This is a genomic window from Rahnella sp. Larv3_ips (assembly GCF_003697865.1).
Classification (GTDB): domain Bacteria; phylum Pseudomonadota; class Gammaproteobacteria; order Enterobacterales; family Enterobacteriaceae; genus Rahnella; species Rahnella rivi.
On sequence record NZ_MJIB01000005.1, the window covers coordinates 545,029 to 569,444 of the forward strand.

Annotated in this window: 19 protein-coding genes; 12 read left to right on the forward strand and 7 right to left on the reverse strand. The window is 53.3% G+C overall.

The annotated features are described in order from the left end of the window. Nucleotides 1-29 precede the first annotated feature (29 nt). Entirely contained in the window at nucleotides 30-1,094 is a 1,065-nt protein-coding gene (locus ED901_RS11460; protein ID WP_056771333.1) for an AI-2E family transporter, read from the reverse strand. A gap of 259 nt (nucleotides 1,095-1,353) precedes the next feature. Between ED901_RS11460 and ED901_RS11465 the strand changes: the two genes are divergently transcribed. Both ED901_RS11465 and arsC read left to right on the forward strand, forming a co-directional pair. Next, nucleotides 1,354-2,889 carry a M48 family metallopeptidase gene (locus ED901_RS11465; RefSeq protein ID WP_205965089.1) on the forward strand — a complete coding sequence of 512 codons (1,536 nt, stop codon included), beginning with the start codon at nucleotides 1,354-1,356 and terminating at the stop codon, nucleotides 2,887-2,889. Between the two features lie 23 nt (nucleotides 2,890-2,912). Further along, on the forward strand, nucleotides 2,913-3,269 hold the full coding sequence (arsC, locus tag ED901_RS11470) for an arsenate reductase (glutaredoxin) (RefSeq protein WP_122095970.1): 357 nt from the start codon (nucleotides 2,913-2,915) through the stop codon (nucleotides 3,267-3,269). 49 nt (nucleotides 3,270-3,318) lie between these two features. Here the strand turns inward: arsC and hda are convergent, their stop codons facing one another. The 3 genes from hda to upp all read right to left on the reverse strand — a co-directional run bounded on the left by hda (nucleotide 3,319) and on the right by upp (nucleotide 6,202). Further along, nucleotides 3,319-4,026, reverse strand: a complete 708-nt coding sequence (gene hda, locus ED901_RS11475; RefSeq protein WP_122096119.1) for a DnaA inactivator Hda — start codon at nucleotides 4,024-4,026, stop codon at nucleotides 3,319-3,321. A 176-nt stretch (nucleotides 4,027-4,202) separates the two neighbouring features. Beyond that, entirely contained in the window at nucleotides 4,203-5,495 is a 1,293-nt protein-coding gene (gene uraA, locus ED901_RS11480; protein WP_056771322.1) for a uracil permease, read from the reverse strand. Between the two features lie 80 nt (nucleotides 5,496-5,575). Continuing rightward, complete coding sequence (upp, locus tag ED901_RS11485) at nucleotides 5,576-6,202, reverse strand: uracil phosphoribosyltransferase (protein WP_056771320.1); 627 nt, start codon at nucleotides 6,200-6,202, stop codon at nucleotides 5,576-5,578. A 232-nt stretch (nucleotides 6,203-6,434) separates the two neighbouring features. Between upp and purM the strand changes: the two genes are divergently transcribed. From purM to ppx, 5 genes are all read left to right on the forward strand, one after another. Further along, on the forward strand, nucleotides 6,435-7,472 hold the full coding sequence (gene purM, locus ED901_RS11490) for a phosphoribosylformylglycinamidine cyclo-ligase (protein ID WP_056771315.1): 1,038 nt from the start codon (nucleotides 6,435-6,437) through the stop codon (nucleotides 7,470-7,472). 35 nt (nucleotides 7,473-7,507) lie between these two features. After that, nucleotides 7,508-8,146, forward strand: a complete 639-nt coding sequence (gene purN, locus ED901_RS11495) for a phosphoribosylglycinamide formyltransferase (RefSeq protein WP_122095971.1) — start codon at nucleotides 7,508-7,510, stop codon at nucleotides 8,144-8,146. Nucleotides 8,147-8,369: 223 nt separating this feature from the next. Continuing rightward, on the forward strand, nucleotides 8,370-8,945 hold the full coding sequence (gene speG, locus ED901_RS11500; protein ID WP_056771309.1) for a spermidine N1-acetyltransferase: 576 nt from the start codon (nucleotides 8,370-8,372) through the stop codon (nucleotides 8,943-8,945). Nucleotides 8,946-9,255: 310 nt separating this feature from the next. After that, nucleotides 9,256-11,325 carry a polyphosphate kinase 1 gene (gene ppk1 / locus ED901_RS11505; RefSeq protein ID WP_122095972.1) on the forward strand — a complete coding sequence of 690 codons (2,070 nt, stop codon included), beginning with the start codon at nucleotides 9,256-9,258 and terminating at the stop codon, nucleotides 11,323-11,325. Nucleotides 11,326-11,348: 23 nt separating this feature from the next. Next, nucleotides 11,349-12,896, forward strand: coding sequence for an exopolyphosphatase (ppx, locus tag ED901_RS11510; protein WP_122095973.1), 1,548 nt, complete (start codon nucleotides 11,349-11,351; stop codon nucleotides 12,894-12,896). An 84-nt stretch (nucleotides 12,897-12,980) separates the two neighbouring features. Here the strand turns inward: ppx and ED901_RS11515 are convergent, their stop codons facing one another. Further along, nucleotides 12,981-15,221, reverse strand: a complete 2,241-nt coding sequence (locus ED901_RS11515) for an EAL domain-containing protein (RefSeq protein ID WP_056771301.1) — start codon at nucleotides 15,219-15,221, stop codon at nucleotides 12,981-12,983. Between the two features lie 513 nt (nucleotides 15,222-15,734). Between ED901_RS11515 and ED901_RS11520 the strand changes: the two genes are divergently transcribed. The 3 genes from ED901_RS11520 (at nucleotide 15,735) to ED901_RS11530 (ending at nucleotide 20,677) form a co-directional block, all read left to right on the forward strand. Beyond that, nucleotides 15,735-15,953, forward strand: a complete 219-nt coding sequence (locus ED901_RS11520) for a YfgG family protein (protein ID WP_056771298.1) — start codon at nucleotides 15,735-15,737, stop codon at nucleotides 15,951-15,953. Between the two features lie 9 nt (nucleotides 15,954-15,962). Next, on the forward strand, nucleotides 15,963-17,402 hold the full coding sequence (gene mgtE, locus ED901_RS11525) for a magnesium transporter (protein WP_056771295.1): 1,440 nt from the start codon (nucleotides 15,963-15,965) through the stop codon (nucleotides 17,400-17,402). A 281-nt stretch (nucleotides 17,403-17,683) separates the two neighbouring features. Further along, nucleotides 17,684-20,677 (forward strand): PAS domain S-box protein, encoded by a 2,994-nt coding sequence (locus ED901_RS11530; protein ID WP_240993915.1) that lies wholly within the window; start codon nucleotides 17,684-17,686, stop codon nucleotides 20,675-20,677. Here ED901_RS11530 and alkA read toward each other — a convergent pair. Beyond that, nucleotides 20,674-21,537, reverse strand: a complete 864-nt coding sequence (gene alkA, locus ED901_RS11540) for a DNA-3-methyladenine glycosylase 2 (RefSeq protein WP_240993920.1) — start codon at nucleotides 21,535-21,537, stop codon at nucleotides 20,674-20,676. The genes ED901_RS11530 and alkA overlap by 4 nt on opposite strands. Nucleotides 21,538-21,612: 75 nt before the next feature. Continuing rightward, the gene (cysS, locus tag ED901_RS11545) at nucleotides 21,613-23,004 is read right to left on the reverse strand and encodes a cysteine--tRNA ligase (RefSeq protein WP_122095975.1); all 1,392 of its coding nucleotides are present in this window, start codon (nucleotides 23,002-23,004) and stop codon (nucleotides 21,613-21,615) included. Between the two features lie 227 nt (nucleotides 23,005-23,231). Here cysS and ppiB point away from each other — a divergent pair, with 227 nt between their 5' ends. Continuing rightward, nucleotides 23,232-23,726, forward strand: a complete 495-nt coding sequence (gene ppiB / locus ED901_RS11550) for a peptidylprolyl isomerase B (RefSeq protein WP_056771274.1) — start codon at nucleotides 23,232-23,234, stop codon at nucleotides 23,724-23,726. Nucleotides 23,727-23,737: 11 nt separating this feature from the next. Then, nucleotides 23,738-24,416 (forward strand): UDP-2,3-diacylglucosamine diphosphatase (lpxH, locus tag ED901_RS11555; protein WP_122095976.1); only part of this gene is annotated, 679 nt, incomplete at its 3' end.

Here is a 24,416-nt window from a genome sequence, read left to right on the forward strand (position 1 = left end):
TTTTATTTCCTTCATTTCGCCCTGCCGGTTCAGACGCTTTCGTTGAGCAGTTCATCCGGCCAGACGTGCACCACCGCTTTGACCAGGGTCGCCAGCGGGATCGCAAAGAATACGCCCCAGAACCCCCACAACCCGCCGAACACAACAACCGACAGGATAATCACCAGCGGGTGCAGATTCACGGCTTCCGAGAATAGCAGCGGCACAATCACGTTTCCGTCCACGCCTTGTACCACCAGATAGGCAACGAGCAATGTCCAGAAATCGGCACCCAGTCCCCACTGGAACATCGCCACAATCACCACCGGGATGGTCACCAGCATGGCGCCGATATAAGGAATTAACACCGAGATCCCCACCAGCACCGCCAGCAGCAGCGAATAACGCAAGTCCATCACCCAGAACACCAGATAGGTGGCGACACCCACGATGATCATCTCAAGCACTTTGCCGCGAATGTAATTGGTGACCTGCTGATTCATTTCTGCCCAGACCTGCCCCGCCAGCCCGCGATCGCGTGGCAGAACGCGACGCACGGCATTCAGCATTTGCTCTTTATCCTTGAGCAGGAAGAAGACCATCATCGGCACCAGAATCAGGTAAATCGCCAGCGTCAGCAAACCCACCAGCGAGGCCACAGAATACTTCACGACCGATTCGCCCAGCCCGGAAAGTTTACTGCGCATATTTTCGGCCATCATGTCGATGATACCGGCATCAACCAGCGCCGGATAACGCCGGGGCAGCGTAGCGGCAAAATCATAGAAACGGTTAAGCATGCTGGGTAAATCCGCCAGCAAATTAACGCCCTGTTGCCAGGTCACCGGCGCAACAACAAAAATACCCAGCATCAGAATACCGGCGAACAGAATCAGCACCACGCTGACCGCCAGCGTGCGTGAAAGCCCGACATGTTGCAGGCGCACGGTTGGCCATTCCAGCAAATACGCCAGCACTATCGCCACCAGCAGCGGTGCCAGAATACCGTTGAGAAAGTAGAGAATACAAAAACCTGCAACCAAAATTGCCAGCAACGCAATGGCTTGCGGGTCGGTAAACCGGCGGCGATACCACTGTAATAACATGTCCAACATCAGAGAATGCTCCTGTAAATTCCGGTATCTGGTAGGGTTGCGCTCTTCGTTCCCTGCGCACTCTGACACAAGTAACTATCTTTTATATTTGTTGTCACACAACTGTAGCCGCAGAGTGTTTTAAACTCTCACGAGGATAGCTACTATAAAGTTCAGCGCAAACAATAGCGCCAGAAATAATGTTCATCCCTTCAGTTCACGGAAGAAAAGCTCTTAAAGCTCATCGGTGTGCGGATAAATTATTGGGAAGCAAATGTATATGGTAATGCGATTGAAAAAAACCGTGATCGCCCTGTGTCTGGGCAGCCTGTTCAGTAGCGCAATTTTTCCGGCAGGCGCTGATGACAGTTCATTCTGGTCGACACCGGCAACGTCTTCCGCCAAAACGACGACATCCCCCTTAGCGCCTTCGGTGAGCGATCAGTTACCGGATATTGGCACCACGGCGGGCGGAACGTTAAGCATTAATCAGGAATTGCAGATGGGCGATTTCTACGTCCGTCAGATGCGCGCCAGTACCCCGCTGATTAACGACCCTTTGCTCAATCAGTACATCAATGAACTCGGGCAGCGCCTGGTTGCCCATGCCTATTCAGTCCGCACGCCGTTCCATTTCTTTATTGTGAATAACGACGAGCTCAACGCCTTCGCTTTCTTCGGTGGCAACGTGGTGCTTCACTCCGCGCTGTTTCGTTATACTGACAACGAAAGCCAGCTGGCATCGGTGATGGCGCATGAAATCTCCCACGTCACCCAGCGCCATCTGGCCCGTGCGATGGAAGATCAGCAACGCAATGCGCCACTGACCTGGGTAGGGGCGCTGGGTTCCATTCTTCTGGCGATGGCCAGCCCGCAAATGGGGATGGCGGCGCTGACCGGCACCCTGGCAGGCACGCAACAGGGGATGATCAGTTTCACCCAAGGCAACGAGCAGGAAGCGGACCGTATCGGTTTGCAGGTTTTACAGCGCTCCGGGTTTGATCCGCAGGCAATGCCGGCGTTTTTACAGAAACTCGCCGATCAGGCAAGTTATTCCACCCGTCCGCCGGAAATGCTGCTGACGCACCCCCTGCCCGACAGCCGTCTGGCGGACGTGCGTAACCGTGCCAATCAGATGCCGCATACGGTGGTGCAGTCTTCGCAAAATTACCTGATGGCGAAAGTGCGAATGCTCGGTATGTACGGTTCTGAAAGCTTCCCGCTGACCGATGACTATCTGCAAAAACTGAGCAACGGCAACGTGCGCGAACAACTCGCCGCAAAATACGGTCAGGCGCTACAGTTTTATAAAGCCAAAAAATACGATCAGGCAAGGGCAATACTGGATCCGCTGATGGCGCAAAATCCGGGCAATGACTGGTTGCTGGATTTATCAACTGATAACGATCTCGAAAGCAAACGCGCACCTCAGGCCATCGCCCGTCTCGAAGCCGCAGGGGCCGCCAGCAGCACCAATCCGGTTCTTCAGCTCAATCTGGCGAATGCCTATTTAGAAGGCGCTAAACCGGCCAATGCCAGCAGGATCCTCAACCGTTATACATTCAATTATCCGGGCGATCCTAACGGATGGGATTTACTGTCTCAGGCGTCTGCCGCGCAGGGGATGCGCGCGCAGGAACTGGCCGCCCGCGCTGAAAGCATGGCGCTGATCGGCAGGTTAGATCAGGCGATAGAAATGCTGAGTAACGCCAGCGCATTGCAAAAATTAGGCAGTCTGGAACAAGCCCGCTACGACGCACGTATCGACCAGTTGCGTCAGCTGCAGGGACGTTTCCGCCAGTATCAGAAAGGCTGAATTTGATGATTAAGGAAGAGTGTATGCCAAAAGATGTCGCTATCTACCACAACCCGCGCTGCTCAAAGAGCCGCGAAACGCTGAAATTGCTGGAAGAGGCCGGGATCGAACCGGAAGTGATTTTATATCTGGAGACGCCACCGACCGTTGCGACCTTGCAGGATCTGCTGAACAAGCTGGGGTTTAGTTCGGCACGCGAACTGATGCGCAAAGGCGAAGAGATTTATAAGACACTGAACCTGAGTGAGAAAAGCCTGAGCGAAACACAGTTGTTGCAGGCGATGGCTGAAAATCCAAAGCTGATTGAACGTCCGATTGTACTGGCAAACGGCAAAGCGCGTTTAGGGCGGCCACCGGAACAAGTCAAAGAGATTTTGTAACCCCGCACGCCGGTTCGGGTTCGTGATGCGAACCCGGACTCCTTTCCGCTTACAGCCCCAGAATATCCTTCACGAACGGGATGGTCAGTTTCCGCTGAGCAGTAATCGATGCGCGATCGAGCTGATCGAGCGTTGTGAACAGCGTGCGCATTTCCCGATCCAGACGTTTGAGCAGGAACCGGCCAACATCTTCCGGCAATTCAAATCCGCGCAGTTTTGCGCGCAACTGTAATGCCTGAAGTTTTTCTTCATCGGAGAGCGGCTGCAGTTTATAGATTTGCCCCCAGTCAAGGCGCGAAGCCAGATCCGGCAGGCTGAGGTTCAGCTGGCGCGGAGGACGGTCGCCGGTAATAAACAGACGCGTGCGGCCGGTTTCAAGAATGCGGTTATAGAGATGGAAAACGGCCGCTTCCCATTCGTCATCTCCGGCAATGCCCTCGATGTTATCAATGCATACCAGCGCAAGATGCTCCATGCCGTCCAACACTTCTGGCACAAAATAGGCGCGTTTATCTAAGGGCACATACCCCACGGCTTCGCCACGCTGGGATAATTCCGCGCAGGCCGCGTGAAGAAGATGGCTGCGGCCGCCGCCTTCGCGTGACCAGAAATAAATATACGTGCCGTGTTCCTGATGCAATGCGGTCTGAATAGCAGATAGCAGAGAGGGATTCTCACCCGGATAAAAACTGGCAAAGGTTTCATCATCGGGGAGATAAAGTGGCAGGGAAAGCTGTGCCGGCGTATTCAGAAGCACCTCAACCAAAGCGGTATGAAGACCGCAGATGTTGTCTCGTCAATAAAAAGGAACGACCGAATTCTAGCAAGGATCCGCAACGAAATGAACTCTGCCGAGTGCAACCGCTTGTGATCCGAGCACCTGACCGGGAAGCGCTGCGCCCGCCGGTCAGGTGTTTCGTGAAAATACCGCGATCAGACAGGCGGATTTTCCCGCTCGTCTTCAATATCAATGATCTTTTCTTCGCCACGGAAGATCTCAATCACCTTAAACAGCAGGCTGAGGAAGATGCCGACAATGGTCGCCAGCGCCATGCCTTTCAGCTCCGCCGCGCCGATGTGGATCTTAGCCCCGCTGACGCCGATGATCAGGATCACCGCTGTCAGGATCAGGTTCTGCGCTTTGTTGTAATCGACCTTTGATTCGATCAGTACGCGGATACCCGATGCACCAATCACGCCGTACAACAACAACGACACGCCGCCCATCACCGGAACCGGCACCGCCTGAATGGCTGCCGCTAATTTACCGATGCACGACAGCAGGATCGCCAGTATCGCCGCGCCGCCGATCACCCAGGTGCTGTAGACCTTGGTGATCGCCATGACGCCGATATTTTCGCCGTAGGTGGTATTGGGCGTGGAACCGAAGAAACCAGACAGCACCGTCGACAGGCCGTTCGCCAGCATTGAACGGTGCAGGCCGGGGTCACGCAGCAAATCTTTTTTGACGATGTTTGCCGTCACGACCAGATGCCCGACGTGCTCTGCAATCACCACCAGCGCCGCCGGCAGGATGGTCAGGATCGCCACCCATTCAAAACGCGGAGTGTAGAAGGTTGGCAGTGCAAACCAGTGCGCACTGGCAATCGCGGAAACATCCACCACGCCCATAAAGAAGGAGAGCGCGTAACCGACCAGCACACCGATCAGGATCGGGATAATCGCCAGAAAACCACGGAACAACACCGAACCCAAAATGGTCACCGACAGCGTCACCACTGAAATGGTCACGGCGGTGGAATCCACCGGCGCGCCATCAGCAGGCAGCAGCCCGGCCATATTCGCCGCCACACCAGCCAGCTCCAGACCGATGACGGCAACGATTGCGCCCATCGCCGCCGGAGGGAACATCACGTTGATCCAGCCAATGCCTGCTTTCTTCACAATCAGCGCCACCAGGCAGAACAACAGCCCGCAGGCGATGAACCCGCCGAGCGCCACTTCATAACCCATCGGCAGCAGTAGCAGCACCGGTGAGATAAAGGCAAAACTCGAACCGAGATAAGCCGGTATTTTCCCTTTACAGACAAACAGATACAGCAAAGTCCCTATGCCATTGAACAGCAGCACCGTCGCCGGATTGATTTTGAACAGAATCGGCACCAGAACGGTGGCACCAAACATGGCAAAAAGATGCTGGAAACTCAGGGGAATCGTCTGCAATAACGGCGGACGTTCACTTACCCCGATGACACGACGGGTCATGGATTGATCCTCTGTAAAAAATGGCGGGTAAAAAAATCTCAAAAAAAAGCCGACTGCTTAGTCGGCTTATTGCTTGCTGCTTATTTCGTACCAAATATCTTATCGCCCGCATCACCGAGTCCCGGGATGATGTAGCCTTTTTCATTCAGCCCCTGATCAATCGAGGCGGTGTACAACTCAACGTCAGGGTGCGCAGCTTCCAGCGCGGCAATCCCTTCCGGTGCAGCCACCAGTACCAGCACTTTAATGCTCTGGCAGCCGGCTTTTTTCAGCAGGTCGATGGTGGCAATCATAGAACCACCGGTCGCCAGCATCGGGTCAACAACCAGCGCCAGGCGCTCTTCGATATTAGAAACCAGTTTCTGGAAATACGGCACAGGCTTAAGGGTTTCTTCATCACGGTACACGCCAACCACGCTGATGCGTGCGCTCGGTACGTGCTCCAGTACGCCTTCCATCATGCCCAGACCGGCACGCAGGATAGGCACAACGGTGATTTTCTTACCTTTGATCTGATCGATTTCGACCGGGCCATTCCAGCCTTCAATCGTCACTTTTTCAGTTTCTAAATCGGCAGTCGCTTCATACGTCAGCAGACTTCCCACCTCAGAAGCCAGTTCGCGAAAACGTTTCGTGCTGATGTCATTCTCACGCATCAGGCCCAGCTTGTGTTTCACCAGCGGGTGTTTCACCTCGACGATCTTCATTTTTTATTCTCCTAAGGTGGTTGAGCTGCAAAAAAAAATCGCGAGATTATAACGCCATTTTTTTTCAACGCCATAGCTTATAGCCTGATCTGGATCATCAGGAGCCCCGATAGAGTATAGACAGCCTAAAAATCATCATCGAATAAGGCGCTCGCAAACGTTTGCCTGCGCTGTTAGAATTGCCCCGCTTTATTCTTCAACCACCAACCCAAACCGCCGTGGGGACTTCGCAGTGACCGACAAAACCTCTCTCAGCTATAAAGACGCAGGCGTAGATATCGATGCCGGTAACGCATTGGTAGATCGCATTAAAGGTGTAGTAAAACAGACTCGCCGCCCGGAAGTGATGGGTGGACTGGGCGGTTTTGGTGCTCTCTGCGCGCTGCCGCAAAAATACCGTGAACCCGTTCTGGTTTCGGGCACCGACGGCGTTGGCACCAAGCTGCGTCTGGCGATGGATTTGAAACGCCACGATACTATCGGTATCGATCTGGTCGCGATGTGCGTCAACGATTTAATCGTTCAGGGTGCTGAACCGCTGTTCTTCCTCGACTATTATGCCACCGGCAAACTGGACGTCGATATCGCCGCCAGCGTGATCACCGGGATCGCCGAAGGCTGTAAGCAATCGGGCTGTGCGTTAGTCGGTGGTGAAACCGCTGAAATGCCGGGCATGTATCACGGCGAAGATTATGACGTCGCAGGTTTCTGTGTCGGCGTGGTGGAAAAATCAGAAATTATCGACGGCAGCAAAGTGGCTGACGGCGACGTGCTTATCGGTCTTGCCGCCAGTGGCCCGCATTCCAACGGCTATTCTCTGGTGCGCAAAATTCTGGAAGTCAGCAACACCAATCCGGAAACCACCGATCTGGCAGGCAAACCGCTGGCCGATCACCTGCTTGCACCGACCAAAATCTACGTGAAATCGATCCTTAATCTGATCGAAAACGTGGATGTTCACGGCATCGTTCACCTGACCGGTGGCGGCTTCTGGGAAAATATTCCCCGCGTTTTGCCGGACAATACGCAGGTCATTATCAACGAATCCAGCTGGGAATGGCCGGACGTCTTCACCTGGTTGCAAACCACCGGTAACGTCAGCCGTCATGAAATGTACCGCACCTTTAACTGTGGCGTGGGCATGGTCGTGGCACTTCCGGCAGAGCTTGCCGACCAGGCGATTGCTTTACTGAATGACAATGGTGAAAAAGCGTGGAAAATTGGCTATGTTAAAGCCTCTGATTCCGCTGAACGCGTAATCATTGAATAATCAGGTAAATCAACTGACTGAAGACAGGTACTGATATGAAAAGGATTGTGGTTCTGGTATCGGGCGAAGGGAGCAATCTCCAGGCTCTGATAGATGCCTGCCAGCAGGGACGAATTAACGCGCAGATCAGCGCTGTCTTCAGTAATAAATCCGCCGCTTACGGTCTGGAGCGCGCGCGACTGGCAGACATTCCGGCACATGCCCTGGATGTTAAAGCCTACGAAGACCGCGCGGCATTTGATATCGCGCTTGCCGATGCCATCGAGGCTTATCAGCCCGATCTGGTGGTGCTGGCGGGGTATATGCGTATTCTTACCGCGGATTTCGTCCAGCGTTTCGCCGGGCGCATGATCAACATCCACCCTTCCCTGCTGCCGAAATATCCCGGTTTACACACTCACCGTCAGGCGATTGACAATCAGGATGATGAGCACGGTACGTCGGTGCATTTCGTGACAGAGCAGCTCGACGGTGGCCCGGTTATTTTGCAAGCCAAAGTGCCGGTATTCAGTGATGACAGCGAAGACGATCTGGTGGCCCGCGTGCAAACGCAGGAGCACAATATCTATCCGCTGGTGGTCAGCTGGTTCGTTGAAGGACGTTTATCTCTGAAAAACGATCAAGTTTTACTGGATGATAATCCACTCCCCGAACAGGGTTACGCGGCGGATTAATCTGCCCGATCGCGATGATTTCACCAGAAACCGGCCCAGTGCCGGTTTTTTATTTCCTGTCATTTGACACTTGTTTACAGTTTAGCCGATATAATCCCCTTCCCGGCGCACGTTTAAACGTCGTTTGTGCGCCGACCTTCGTCTGAAACTCAGTCGTTTCAGATTTCATCTTCAGGAAGGTTACCTCAGGTAAAACGGCTTTTGATTTTTTGAGGAACACCCCATGTTTAGCAATAACAGCGTCAGATTACGTCCACTGGAAAAGGACGACCTGTCGTTTGTTCATCGTCTTGATAATAACGCCAGCATTATGCGTTATTGGTTTGAAGAGCCTTATGAGGCCTTTGTCGAGCTGACCGATCTTTATAACAAGCATATTCATGACCAAAGCGAACGCCGCTTTATCATTGAATTCCAGGGCGGACCTGTCGGCCTTGTGGAACTGGTGGAAATTAATCACATCCACCGCCGCGCGGAATTTCAGATCATCATTGACCCGCAGCATCAGGGCAAAGGTTTCGCCGGAGACGCGGTGCGTCTGGCAATGGATTACGCCTTCTCTGTGCTCAACCTCTATAAACTGTATTTAATCGTCGATAAAGAAAACCAAAAGGCGATCCATATCTACAGCAAATTAGGGTTTGAACTGGAAGGCGAATTGAAACAGGAGTTCTTTGTGAACGGAGAATATCGCAGCGCCATCCGCATGTGTATTTTCCAGCCGCAATTCCTGGCGAAATATAAAACCAAACCGGTGCAGATCAAACCGGAAGCGGTGATTGGCGCAGGCGCAGTCTGATTTAATTCAGCGGATCCTGCCTCATTTTCTGCGGGTGAAGGGCGTGAATGTCCTTCACCCGTAAGACTTTTCCCCTATTTTCCTCTCTTTTATTCCTTCTTCTAAAACTCTCCCTGTTATGTTGGACTTTCCTGTCAATCTTTCGCAATATTGTTAGTAGACACTAGGCCCCTCACACAAAAGGCTTGCTGTTACGCTGACGGTTTCGAAAAGCGAACGGCACGAAGATGATGTTGAGCTAAATTGCGGTGTTTTCAGGCAAAATTTTGCCTGTATGGGCCAGGTTGCAAGCTAAACGAACGGAGTGAAAATGGGTCAGGAAAAGCTTTATATCGAGAAAGAACTAAGCTGGCTGTCCTTCAATGAACGCGTCTTGCAGGAAGCAGCAGACAAAAGTAATCCCCTGATCGAACGGATGCGGTTTTTAGGCATTTATTCCAACAACCTCGATGAATTTTACAAAGTCCGGTTTGCCGACCTAAAACGACGCATCCTCATCAGTGAGGAGCAGGGATTTCTTGGCGCTTCCCGGCATTTGCTGAAAAAAATTCAGGCGAAGGTGCTGCGCATCGATCAGGAATTCGACAGCCTTTATAACGATTTGCTGCTGGAAATGGCGCGTAATCAGATTTTCCTGATTAACGAGCGTCAGGTGTCTGAGAATCAACAGCTCTGGCTGCGACAGTACTTCAAACATCATCTGCGCCAATTTATCACGCCAATCCTTATCAATCACGACACCAATCTGGTGCAGTTCCTGAAAGACGATTACACCTATCTGGCGGTCGAAATTATCCGTGGCGACGAGATCCATTACGCGCTGCTGGAAATCCCGTCCGATAAAGTGCCGCGTTTCGTCAATCTGCCGCCGGAAGCACCACGCCGCCGTAAGCCAATGATCCTGCTGGACAACATTTTGCGTTACTGTCTGGACGACATTTTCAAAGGCTTCTTCGATTACGACGCGCTGAACGCCTATTCGATGAAAATGACCCGTGACGCCGAATACGATCTGGTCACGGAAATGGAATCGAGCCTGCTGGAACTGATGTCATCGAGCCTGAAACAGCGTCTGACCGCCGAACCGGTGCGGTTTGTTTATCAGCGCGATATGCCCAATGAGATGGTCGAATTGCTGCGCGGTAAGCTCGGCATTTCTAACTACGATTCCGTGATCGCCGGTGGCCGATACCATAATTTCAAAGATTTCATCGGTTTCCCTAATGTCGGTAAAGCCAATCTGGTGAACCGCCCGCTGCCAAGATTGCGGCATCTCTGGTTCGATAAATTCCGCAATGGTTTTGCAGCGATCCGCGAGCAGGATGTGCTGCTGTACTATCCGTACCACACGTTTGAACACGTGCTTGAGTTGCTGCGTCAGGCGTCATTCGACCCGAACGTGCTGTCGATCAAAATCAATATTTACCGCGTCGCCAAAGACTCGCGCATTATTGAATCGATGATCCACGCGGCGCACAACGGCAAGAAAGTCACCGTGGTGGTTGAGTTACAGGCGCGCTTCGACGAAGAGGCAAATATTCACTGGGCGAAACGTCTGACGGAAGCCGGTGTACACGTTATTTTCTCTGCGCCGGGCCTGAAAATTCACGCAAAACTCTTTCTTATTTCCCGCCGCGAAGGTGACGAAATTGTCCGCTATGCTCATATTGGGACCGGGAATTTTAACGAGAAAACGGCACGCCTTTATACCGACTATTCACTGCTCACCGCGGATGCGCGAATCACTAATGAAGTCCGTCGGGTGTTCAACTTTATCGAAAACCCATACCGTCCGGTGTCCTTTGAGCATCTGATGGTATCGCCACAAAACTCGCGGGACATGCTTTACCGGTTGATCGACCGGGAAATTGCCAATGTTCAGGCCGGCGGTACCGGCGGTATTACGCTGAAAATCAACAACCTGGTAGATAAAGGGCTGATCGACCGTCTTTACGTGGCATCCAACGTCGGGGTGAAAATCCGTCTGCTGATCCGCGGGATGTGTTCACTGGTGCCTAATCTGCCCGGTTTTAGCGAAAACATTCAGGTCACCAGTATCATCGACCGTTATCTTGAACATGATCGCGTTTACGTGTTTGAAAACGGCGGCGATGCCAAAGTGTTCCTGTCTTCCGCTGACTGGATGACGCGTAATATCGATTACCGTATCGAGGTGGCCGTCGCGTTGCTCGATCCGCGTCTTAAACAGCGCGTGCTGGACATTCTGGAGTTGCTGTTTAATGACACAGTCAAAGCCAGAGTGATTGATAAAGAACTGAGCAACCGGTATGTTCCACGCGGAAATCGCCGCAAAGTCCGTGCGCAGCTGGCGATTTACGACTATCTGAAAGATCTGGAACAACAGAGTCAGCAAGCCTGAACCCCCTGGAGCGTTACATAACTATGCCCCTTAAAAACAGCTCATTGAGTGCCAAGCCACAGGAAATTGCGGCGATCGATCTCGGGTCGAACAGTTTCCACATGGTGATCGCGCGCGTCGTTAACGGCGCATTACAGGTTTTAGGTCGCCTGAAACAACGCGTTCATCTGGCTGACGGCCTCGACAGTAAAAATGTGCTCAGTGAAGAAGCCATTCAACGTGGGCTGGATTGCCTGGCTTTGTTTGCCGAACGCCTGCAAGGTTTTCCGGATAACAACGTCACCATCGTCGGGACGCACACTCTGCGTCAGGCGGTGAATGCTGAGGAATTCCTCAAGCGCGCCGCAGAAGTCATCCCCTACCCGATCGAAATCATTTCCGGTCAGGAAGAAGCTCGCCTGATTTTCATGGGTGTGGAGCATACGCAGCCGGAAAAAGGCCGCAAACTGGTGGTTGATATTGGTGGCGGATCCACGGAACTGGTCATCGGTGAGGATTTCGAGCCATTGCTGGCCGAGAGCCGCCGCATGGGCTGCGTCAGCTTTGCGCAGATGTTTTTCCCCAACGGTGAAATCAGCCGCAGCAATTTTAAACGCGCCCAGCTCGCCGCCGCACAAAAACTGGAAACGCTGGCATGGCAATACCGTCTGCAAGGCTGGCAGTATGCGCTTGGCGCATCCGGCAGTATTAAAGCCGCGCATGAAGTCCTGGTGGAAATGGGCGAAAAGGACGGTTTGATTACGCCTGAACGTCTGGAAATGCTTACCGAAGCGGTGCTGAACTTTAAGAACTTCGACGCGCTGGATCTTCCGGGGCTGTCAGAAGATCGTCAGTCAGTTTTCGTGCCGGGGCTGGCCATTCTGCGTGGCGTGTTTGATGCGCTGGCGGTCAAAGAACTGCGTCTTTCTGACGGCGCGCTGCGTGAAGGTGTGCTGTATGAAATGGAAGGCCGCTTCCGTCATCAGGATATCCGCACGCGTACCGCGAAAAGCCTGGCCGAGCATTACAACATCGACCGGGAACAGGCGCGCCGCGTACTGGAAACCACCGAGCAGCTTTACAGCCAGTGGCTGGCGCAGAACACCAAACTGGTTCAGCCTCAGCTCGAATCACTGCTGAAATTCAGCGCCATGCTGCATGAGGTGGGTTTGAGCATCAACCACACCGGTATGCATCGTCACTCTTCCTATATTCTGCAAAACACCAATTTGCCGGGGTTCAATCAGGAACAGCAAACGCTGCTGGCAACGCTGGTGCGTTTCCATCGTAAAGCGATCAAGCTGGAAGAGTTGCCGCGCCTGAATTTGTTTAAGAAGAAGCACTATATTCCGCTGATCCAGCTATTGCGCCTCGGGGCACTGCTCAATAACCAGCGTCAGTCCACCACGACGCCGGAATCTCTGCGGTTATCGACGGATGATAATCACTGGACGCTGCGCTTCCCTGCCGGTTATCTGGCGCAGAACAACCTGGTTCAGCTGGATTTCGAACGTGAACAAAGTTACTGGGATGACGTCACCGGCTGGAAACTGATGCTGGAAGAAGAAGACGTGGAGTCTTCAGAAAGCTAAGCCTTCCCGGCGGTAAAACAGCAAAAAAAACCTCTGCACGCGAAGGCGTCAGAGGTTTTTTATTTTTAGGATGAAAACTGAAGGTCAGTCTTTGCGAAACGCCAGCAGGGACGCCAAAGGTTCAGGTTTACCCACCAGATAACCCTGCATGTAATCAACCCCCAGCGCATGCAGGGCTGCCTTCTGCTCTTCGGTTTCGACGTACTCCGCCACAATGCTCAGATGTTTCATTCTGGCGACCTGACAGATCGACTGCACGATATAGCCATCCAGCGAATTGGTCAGCATGTTGCGAACGAAGCTGCCGTCAATTTTGATGATATCGGCCTGAATGGCTTTCAGACGGCCATAACTGGCATAACCGGTACCGAAATCGTCGATGGCAATCCGGCAGCCGTAATTACGCAGCTCGCGCATGGCAGAGTCAGCGTATTTCACGTCCTGCAATAAGTGTGATTCCGTCACTTCCAGAACGATCTGGAAAGGCTCCACCTCAAACTCAGCCATCAGGGTTTTGAAATCACGGGTGAACGTCGGGCGACACAGCGTCGATGGCGTAAAGTTGACGGCAAAACGCAGGCTCGGCAGACGCGAACGGTTCGCGTTGATAAACATCAGCGTGTGCCTGAGCACCCACATATCCAGCTGATAGGAAAGCCCAAACTCATGCACAACCGGCAGGAACTTATCCGGCATGACCAGATTTTCCTGCGCGCCATCGAACATGCGCAGCAGGATTTCATAATAATTGTCACCCCGCACGCCTGAGATAGGTTGCGCCATCAGAACGAAGCGATCGTCATCCAGCGCGCGCTGGATTTTATGCAGCATATCGACCTTCTCTCTGATTTCCAGCTGCACCTGGCTGTGATCGCTTTTGTTCGATTCCGGTTTACCGGTGGTCAGCGACACTTCGGCAATCCCGCTCAGTTCGCCCAGCAAGATCGGCAGATGCTCGACCGGTGAATAGACCGTGCAATAAGACAGACCGATATTAGGATGGAGCGGTAATCCGTTCCAGATCAGACGAAAATCTTCAACATACTCATACAGTTGCTGGAGTTTTCCTTCAACGTCTTCACTGTTAAGCCGCAGCACCAGATCGTAACCCGGTAAGTGATACACTTTTTCGCCCGGCTGCAGATACGGCTTCAGCCCCATCGCCAGTTGCTGCTTAAACTGAATACGCAGCTGCATACCGTAGTTACGGCTCAGCACATCCATATCGGAAACACGAACAAAGCACAGCAAGGAGCGCGGATAAATCGCCAAATCACGGTTAAAAGCGCGCAGGTTTGGCAAGGCGAAAACCGGATCCTGTAATGCGGCAGCTTTGAATTTTTTCATCAGCAGCCGCTGGCGGGAGGAGATCACCGCCATCAGCAACAGCGTGATGGTATAAACCAGCATCAGGGCGGACACGAAAACCAGATTATGGACAAAGTTAGTGTCAGAGATAAAACCCTGATAATAATGGAATAAAATGGTGAGCGTGATGGTCCAGACAATGCTGATGAAGTAATAGCCATAGCGCAGTGCACCGAACAGTAACACCGGGAACAGCAACGTCAGCGTGTAATCACTCAGCAGGATTTTCATGAAAGGCTCGCTGAGCCCCTGAATGCACAGCAGCGCTACCATTGTGCCCAGCACAATAAACCACAGCACCATTTCAGCCGGTTTCACACCGGGCGCACATTGTTTTCGCAACATCATGCGCAACACGCGCCAGTAACGCGGGCGGCGGATAATGCGGATAATCAGATAGATCAGATGCGAGTTGAGCAGAATACCCAGAATCATCGCCTGAAGATTGATAAGCGTACGCAGCGTCATAAAATCGCGTGTCGCCATCCCCAGATATTCTGGCAGCAGGCCGCTTTCCACGACAATTTGCAGCACAATAATGAAGAAGAACGTCAGGAAAATCAGCAGCCAGCCGACCCGCACCCAGGCCTGATTCATCAGCCCGAGCGGTGCAGACCAGCGGCTTCCCGCCTGCCAGCGGTAGCCCAGCCAGGCAAGAAACAGCGACGTGAAATAAATCACCGTCATCAGCGTTCCCATTTCCGCGCCCACGCGCAGGTAGTAGCGCAGGAAAAGCGTCAGCACAATGCCGGGGAATGCCGCCCAGTCAAACACCATCAGCAAGGCCACACAGGTCGCCAGCGGCATATAAATCAGATAGGTGCGCCCTTCCGGCAAGAAAATGATCGGAGAAAGCGACGAGCTGAGCGGGATCAGCACCAGCGCACAGAAGATCGGAAGCCCCCACCATTTATGGCGCAGTTCATTCCACGAGAAGAGTTTTTGCATCGGATCCATCGTAAGTTTCGCGTATGAAAGTCATGACGCAGTATAGGTGTCAGGATGAAACGGGCGTGTGTGAAACGCCGGGTGACAGTGACAACGGGTTCCGCGCGCAGTTATCGGCATAAACATCTTTTCACTGAAAAACGCAGAAAGAATAGAAACAGCGGAGGTTGGTGTCATGAATCACAAATTATGGCTGAATTCTAATCGGCTTTATATTAATGCTCTTGATGCTGATCAATAAACACATTCTTCCAAATATCCGCTAAATGAAGCTCAAACAATTTCGCACGTGATTAACCAAATAATAAATACATTCAAATCCATGAGATTAACTTTAAACGTATAGATTGTCTGAATGGTAAAGTTATCGTGCGACTTTTCTTACCGGTGAAAATAAACCGCACTTTTTGCATTTTTCCTTTATCTGGAGCGTCGTTTAGTTGTGCGTTATATTGTAAACGTTATCATTTACACTCTTTCATCACTTCTACCGGAGCAAAGATCCACTGAGCCGACACGACTATGTCTCGAAAATCCAACATCAAGATGACGAAAATTGTTCTTTCGGTAAGCTTCATTATTTTGTTCGGGCGACTGGTTTACTCCGCTTTCGGCGCGTATTCACATCACCAGAATCAAAAGCAAACGCAGACCGATACGCAGACAGTGGGGCCACAGCAACAGACGCCGGAAAAAACCTGTACCGGTACGCTGAAAACCTGCCGTTACTCAAAGGACTAAGGATCTCAAATGTCGGGTGAAAAACCGAAAAACTACGGCCAGAAACTGGCCGAAAGCCGCAGCAGGATCCTCGATCTCCTTCTGAACACCGATGACCTCGCCGACAGTATTCTGGGCGAGGAACCTGACGTTGATGACGCCACACGCGCGCAGCTGATGGATTACACCGCAGAGCTCAGCTCGCGGGTGCAAAAACTCCACGCAGCCGACGTCGCCGACGTCCTGGAAGCGTTGCCGATCCGCGAACGTCTGGCGCTGTGGCGTCTGGTCGAACCGGCAGCGCGCGGTAAAGCGCTGGTCGAAGTCTCCGAAACCGTCTGGGACAGCCTCATTGAAGAGATGAGCGACAAAGACCTGCTGAAAACCATGTCGCTGCTTGATGTAGACGATCAGGTGTATCTGGCAGAATATCTTCCCCGTGACCTGACTGGCCGTGTGCTGACCTCTCTGGAGCCAAAGCAGCGGGAAAAAGTCCGCGAAGTGATGAAGTTCAACAAAGAATGCGTTGGCCGAATCATGGATTTCGAGCTGCTGACCGTCCGTCCGGACGTCACGCTCGGCGCCGTTCAGCGTTTTCTGCGCTCCCGCAAAATCATTCCGCAGGCCAGCGACAAGCTCTTTGTCACTGACCGCAAAAACACGCTGCTTGGCGAATTGCCGCTGACCACCATTTTACTCAATCCGCCGGAGACCAAAGTCGCTGACGTGATGATTACCGATCTCACCAGCTTCGAGCCGGAAGATAAAGCCGAAGACGCCGCCAGCGCGTTCGAACGTTATGACCTGATCACCGCGCCGGTAGTGGATAAAAAAGGCAAGCTGATGGGACGGCTGACGGTGGAAGAGATCGTTGATTTCGTCAACAACGACACCGACAGCAATCTGCGCCGGATGGGCGGGTTAAGCCCGGAAGAGGATGTCTTTTCTCCGGTCAGCAAAGCGGTACGCAACCGCTGGGCGTGGCTGGCTATCAATCTGTGTACCGCCTTTGTGGCTTCGCGCGTGATTGGTCTGTTTGAACACACGATTTCGCAGCTGGTGGCGCTCGCCGCCCTGATGCCGATTGTGGCGGGCATCGGCGGTAACACCGGAAATCAGACCATCACGATGATCGTGCGCGGTCTGGCGCTGCACCATGTTCAGGTAGGGAACCTGAAATTTCTGATGTTCAGGGAGCTTGGCGTGGCGTTGATTAACGGTCTGGTCTGGGGCGGGCTGATGGGTATCGTCACCTGGCTGTTGTACGGCGACTGGCAGATGGGCGGCGTAATGACCCTGGCCATGATCCTCAATCTGCTGCTGGCGGCGCTGATGGGCGTCATTATCCCGCTCACGATGGTCCGCATGGGCCGCGACCCCGCCATCGGTTCCAGCGTGATGATTACCGCACTTACCGACACCGGCGGCTTCTTTATCTTCCTCGGCCTCGCCACTATATTCCTGATCTAAACCTCTTTTCCGGCCTGCGGGCCGGTAAACGCTTTCCCGCAGAATTTTCCCGATAATACCCGCTGAGAAACGCGTTTGATTTCTGCTACTGATTATTCGTTATCGCTGTAAGAGTGATGTAGAATTCATACTAATAATCTTAAAAAAATAGATATCCCTCCGACGCGAAGAATGCCGTCTTAACAGACGTTGTCTCAGGTGATGCGGGGGTTAATAACAGAAAAAACAAGTTTCACCGTTACTGCCTGCCACTCACGGCCAGTCAGAAAAAGGTTTGCACCGTGGAAAAAATAAAACAGACCACTTTCTTTTCGGAAAAGGTCAACTGGAAGGTGCCTTTGCTGACGGGCATTGCCATTTGTCTGCTGGCCCTTGCCTGCCTGGGAATCATTCAAAAAACCTCGAGTCTGGCCGGATTGTGGTTGCCGACGGCGTTGCTGATCCCGGTGCTGTTTCATCACCGCTATCTCGACTGGATCCCGCTGCTCTGCGCTGCGGCGCTGGGCATTGTTGCCGCGCATTTTATCGCGGGTACGCCGGTGCTGCTTTACCTGCCCTACACGGTGAATAATCTGATTGAAGCCACGCTCTGCGCCTTGTTGCTGCGCCGCGCGTTACCGGCGCAAGATCCACTTTCCGGCCTGAGCCACTGGGTCAAATTTCTGGTGATCGCGGTGATCTTCTGCCCGCTGGTAAGTTCGGTGTTTATGATGCTGTTCATTCTGCACATCCACACCGCGGCGGAATTGCAGGATCGTTTTGCCACCTGGTATATGTCAGAAGCGGTGGCTATCCTCGCGCTGACGCCGCTGGGGCTGATTTATCAGCGCGGCTACCTCAAACAAATTCTGACTTCACGTCGTCTTGTTGAACTGCTTGCCACACTGGTCATCACGCTGGCGCTCGGTTTTATGGCGCTTAAATGGCTGCCTTATACCTTTGCCTTTATCACTATTCCGTTGCTGTGGTCAGCTATCCGCCTGCCGCGCCTTGAAGCCTTTATTATTTTCCTGTCGATGACGCTGATGATCGCCCTGCTGCAAACCAGCGGTATTATCACCGTCCAGCCCCATGCCATACAGATCCCGCAAGGGCTGATCTTCCTGCCGCTGTTACTGATCCTGCTGCCCGCCAATGCGATGGCGATGGCGATGCACACCCTGCGTACCGAAAAGTCACATATCACGCAGAGCGAAAACCGCTTTCGCAATGCCATGGAATACTCGGCAATCGGCATGGCACTGGTTTCCCCGCAGGGTAAATGGCTGCAGGTGAATAAATCGCTGTGTAAGCTGCTGGGCTATGAAGCCGACTACCTGAAAACCCTGTCTTTTCAGGACATCACTCATCCGGAAGATTTAGGTAAAGACCTCGCCTTGCTCCAGCAATTGCTGGATGACGTAATTCAGAGCTACACCATGGAGAAGCGCTACCTGTGCCGCAATGGTGAAATGGTCTGGGTGTTGCTGGCCGTCTCCCTGGTGCGGGATGAGGATCAGAAACCGCTCTATTTCATCTCGCAAATCGAAGATATTACCGAGCTGAAACACACCGAAGTGACTAACAAGCGGCTGTCCGAAGCGCTGCATGAAGAAAAAGAACTGCTGCACATCACGCTCAATTCCATCAACGAAGCCGTGATCTCCACCGACCGGGATTTGAACGTCACCTTCATGAATCCGGTCGCCGAGAACATGACCGGCTGGAAAGAGTTTCAGGCACAGGGTCAGCCGGTCGGGCGCATTGTCCACATCACCAAAGGGCCGGAGGGGCCGCTGCTGGGTAATTTGCAGCAGTTCGATATCAACGAGAATTTGCACTCCTCCGTCGAACAGTCTCTGGTTCTGCACGGCCACAATACCGGCATGTTTGACGTCCAGCTGGCGGTCTCGCCGTTGCGTACCCTAAAAGATGAACCCATTGGCATTGTGCTGGTGTTGCAGGACGTCAGTAAATCCCGCGAACTGATGCGCAAACTCAGCTACAGCGCATCACATGATTTACTCACCGGTTTAGCTAACCGTGGCAGCTTTGAAAAGAGCCTGAAAAAAGCACTGAGTCTGACCGCGATACATCAGCAGCCGCACAGTCTGGCGTTTATCGATCTCGACCGGTTTAAGGCGATCAATGACACGGCGGGCCACGCGGCGGGAGATGAACTGCTGCGCCAGCTGAGCACGCTGATGCAGGATCACATCCGTAACAGCGACCGTCTGGCACGCCTGGGCGGCGATGAGTTTGCACTGATCCTGTTTGATTGTCCGCTGGAACAGGGGTTGTTAACCCTTCAGCAACTGGTGAACAAAATCAACGCGTTCCAGTTTATCTGGGAAGAACAGATTTACCGCATCGGCGCCAGCGCCGGGTTGACGCAAATTAATGATGCCAGGATCAGCGGCAGCGAATATATGGCGCAGGCCGACGTCGCCTGTTACACCGCCAAACACAACGGGCGCGGCCGGGTCTTTACCTATGAATCGCGGCAAAAACTGCAACTGTCTTCACACACGGCGCTGTTCCGCCCGGAAGATATCACCCGCATTCTCACCGAAAATCAGCTGACGCTGCATTGCCGCGCCGCATCGCCGCCGAAAACGCCGCTGTCGGTGTGTTTCTATCAGATATCGGTACAGCTGGCGATCCCCAATCAGATAGTGCAAACGGCAGCGCTGTTCCTGCAGGCCGCCCATTTTTACGACATGATGGCGGACGTTGACCGCTGGCTGTTACGGCGCGTGCTTTTGGATTACGGACAAGGCATCGCCAATAAAGGCATTTGTGTGGCCATCCCGCTCTCAACCGAAGGTCTTTTGCAACCGGCGCTGCGTGATGAATTGCTGCATCTGCTGGAGACCACGCCGCTGCCGCTGTCGTCGATCACCCTGATGATTGATGATGCCGTCTTGCTCAAGCATCCCGATTTGCGGACGTTTATCGGCGGTATCCGTCAGCAGGGATGTAAGATCGTGGTGCAGAATATCGGCAAAAACATGCTCGAATTTAACCAGTTAAAGGCCAATATGGTGGATTACGTGCAGATTGATCCGAGCTTTATGGCACAGATCCATTACAACCAGATGCATGAAGTGCTGGTGACGATCCTGCATGGCAACACTCACCGCTTGAACGCGCAGACGCTGGCGGGCCCGGCGGATATCAATGAGACGCTGGATAAACTCACCGGCATTGGCATCGATCTGGTCGGCGGCGATACCATTGCCCCGGAAACCTCACTGGAAAAACTGCTCAATACCGGTTACTTCGGCATTCACTAAGGCGTATCGGGCTGCCAGTCATTATTGAACCATAAATGCAGCGTGGCATAAGTGCGCCACGGCCGCCAGACTACGGCGTAACGGGCAATTTTACCCGGTGTCATCCCCGGAAAACGCTGCTTAATCAGATAGTCACCACCGAGAAAAACGTCGGGCGCCGACCAGGCGCGCATCGCGACATAACTGGCGGTCCAGCTGCCGATGCCGGGCATTGCCAGCAGCAATCGGATCCCTTCCTGCGCATCGGTTATGGTATCCAGTGGTAACTCCCCTGCTTCGACCGCCTGCGCCAGCCCGATCAGACAGGCTGCGCGTTTTGCCTGCACGCCGATACCGCGCAAATCATCCACCGTTAATTGCCCGATAGCGGCCGGAGACGGAAACAAATGCGTCAGGGCTGCAAACGGCGTGTTCACGGGTTCGCCCCATTTTTCCGTCAGCCGGGTGGCAAGCGTCGCCGCCATTTTTACGCTGACCAGTTGCCCGAGGATCGCCCTGACCGTCAGCTCAAAACGGTTAACGCATCCCGGTAATCTGAGTCCCGCTGCATTGTCTGCCAGCGCCCCCAGCCCGGCGGCAATCACGTCGGGTCGGGCATCCAGATCCAGCAAACGCCGCACCTGCTGCACAACCTTCCCGGCGGCCGGCTCCAGCGACGGTGAGAGTTCCAGTTCAACGCGATTTTCCGCCGGTACAGGCCGCAAGCGCAGCCAGCCGGTCAGCCGCTCGCCGTTGTGTAACACCGCCAGGGTACGCTGATAATCATCGCCGTCCTGCTGCTCAACGCCCTGCAACGCCCGCGCGCCGAGAAACGCCGTCATCCACTGCCAGTCATACGGAGGCTGATACGTCAGAAGCATGTTGCTCACAGGACAATCCTTATAAAAATGGCCCCCGGTTGGGAGCCATTGGTGTCATTTCAGGTAGCAATGAGATTACTTGCGACGCCAGGTGGTGCCCGCCGCACCATCTTCTAACACGATGCCCATTTCATTGAGACGGTCACGCGCTTTGTCCGCCATACCCCAGTCTTTGCTGGCGCGGGCATCGTTGCGCTGTTTGATCAACGCTTCGATTTCAGCGACTTCATCGTCGTTATCCGCCTGCGCACCGGATTTCAGGAACTGCTCCGGATCCTGCTCCAGCAGACCGAGCACACCCGCCAGCTGACGCAGTTCCGCCGCCAGACCGTTGGCCGCCGACAGGTCTTCCGCTTTCAGGCGGTTGATGTCGCGCGCCATATCGAACAGCACGGAGTAGGCTTCCGGGGTATTGAAATCGTCGTCCATGGCGGAGCGGAAACGGGCAACGAAAGCGTCACCACCGGCTGGCGTTGCGGCGGTATCCGTCCCGCGCAGTGCGGTGTACAGACGTTCCATCGAGGTACGCGCCAGTTTCAGGTTCTCTTCGCTGTAGTTAAGCTGGCTGCGGTAATGGCCAGACATCAGGAAGTAACGCACGCTTTCGGCATCATAATATTTCAGCACATCGCGCACGGTGAAGAAGTTATCCAGCGATTTGGACATCTTTTCGCGGTCGATCATTACCATGCCGGAGTGCATCCAGGTGTTCACATACGGGCCGTCGTGCGCGCAGCTGGACTGCGCAATTTCGTTTTCGTGGTGCGGGAACATCAGATCAGACCCGCCGCCGTGGATATCAAAATGATCGCCCAACTGTTTGCAGTTCATCGCAGAACATTCGATATGCCAGCCCGGACGGCCTTCGCCCCACGGTGACGTCCAGCTCGGCTCGCCCGGCTTGGACATTTTCCACAGCACGAAATCCATCGGATTGCGTTTTACATTGGCTTCCACTTCCACGCGGGCGCCCGCCTGCAGCTGGTCCAGATCCTGACGGGACAACAGGCCGTAATCAGGATCGCTTTCCACCCAGAACATGACGTCGCCGTTTGAGGCCACATAGGCGTGATCGCGGTCGATAAGCTTCTGCACGATTTCGATAATTTCCTGAATATGCTGCGTCGCGCGCGGTTCGGCGTCCGGCGGCAGAATATTCAGCGCAGCAAAATCATTGTGCATTTCAGCGATCATACGGTCGGTCAGTGCGGAGAAATTCTCGCCATTTTCAGCGGCACGTTTGATGATCTTGTCGTCGATATCAGTGATATTACGCACGTATTTCAGGTCATAACCGAGGTAACGCAGGTAACGCGACACCACGTCGAAAGACACAAAAGTCCGGCCATGACCAATGTGACACAGGTCGTAAACAGTGATCCCACACACGTACATCCCGACTTTACCGGCATGAATTGGCTTGAATTCCTCTTTTTGGCGACTCAGGGTATTAAAAATCTTCAGCATCAGGCTATTCCGTGTGTTGGGCGTAGAAAATGATGGTTGCGCGCTTTCGCGACGCTCGGGCTCATAATATAACGAAAACGCCTTCACCGAAACGGCATAAGGCCGCCGGACGGGCTTTAGTCCTCACAAACCGCCTGCTGACGGCAACTTTTGAGTTATGGTATAAGAAAAGGCTATAGTAGCGGCTCTTACTGAGAGCACACATCAACATAAGCAGGATGATTAATATGGTCACTTTCCACACCAACCACGGCGACATCGTAGTAAAAACTTTTGCTGACAAAGCACCCGTTACGGTTGAAAACTTCCTGAACTATTGCCGTAAAGGCTTCTACGACAACACAATTTTCCACCGTGTTATCGACGGTTTCATGATCCAGGGCGGCGGTTTTGAGCCAGGCATGAACCAGAAAAACACCGACGCACAGATCAAAAACGAAGCAGACAACGGCCTGAAAAACACCAAAGGCACGCTGGCGATGGCGCGTACCAACGATCCGCATTCTGCCACTGCACAGTTCTTCATCAACGTAACTGACAACGATTTCCTGAACCACAGCGGCAAAAACGCACAGGGTTGGGGTTACTGCGTATTCGCAGAAGTGGTTGAAGGTCAGGATGTGGTTGATGCGATCCGCGCAGTGAAAACCGGCCGTAGCGGCATGCACCAGGATGTTCCAAAAGAAGATGTTGTGATCAAAAGCGTCACAGTCAGCGAATAATCAACGTCGGGATGACCACGTTTTTTATCGCAGATATCCATCTTTGCGCACAGGAACCGGCAATCACTGCCGGTTTTCTGCGTTTTTTACGCGAAGATGCGCCGCAGGCCGACGCGCTGTACATTCTCGGGGATTTATTCGAAGCCTGGATTGGCGACGATGATCCACAGCCGTTACACGCAGACATCGCTGCGGCGTTAAACCACTTACACCAGCAAGGCGTTCCCTGCTTCTTCATTCACGGCAACCGCGATTTTCTGCTTGGCCGCCGCTTTGCGCGCGACAGCCTGATGACCCTGCTGCCAGAGAAAAAAGTCCTCGAACTTTATGGCCGCCGCGTCCTGATCCTGCACGGCGATACGTTGTGTACCGACGACGTTGCCTATCAGAACTTCCGCAAGAAAGTGCATAATCCGCTGATTCAAAAGTTGTTTCTGATGCTGCCGCTGAAATGGCGTTTAGGTATTGCCGCCAAAATGCGCGCCAACAGCAAAGCGTCTAATCAGGGAAAATCACAGGAAATTATGGATGTGAACCCGCAGGCGGTGGTGAATGACATGCAGGCGGCAGGCGTAGAGTGGATGATCCACGGCCACACCCATCGCCCGGCAATCCATGATGTACAGCTTGGGGCGAAAACTGGCCACCGCGTGGTGTTAGGGGCGTGGCACGAAGAAGGGTCGGTGGTCA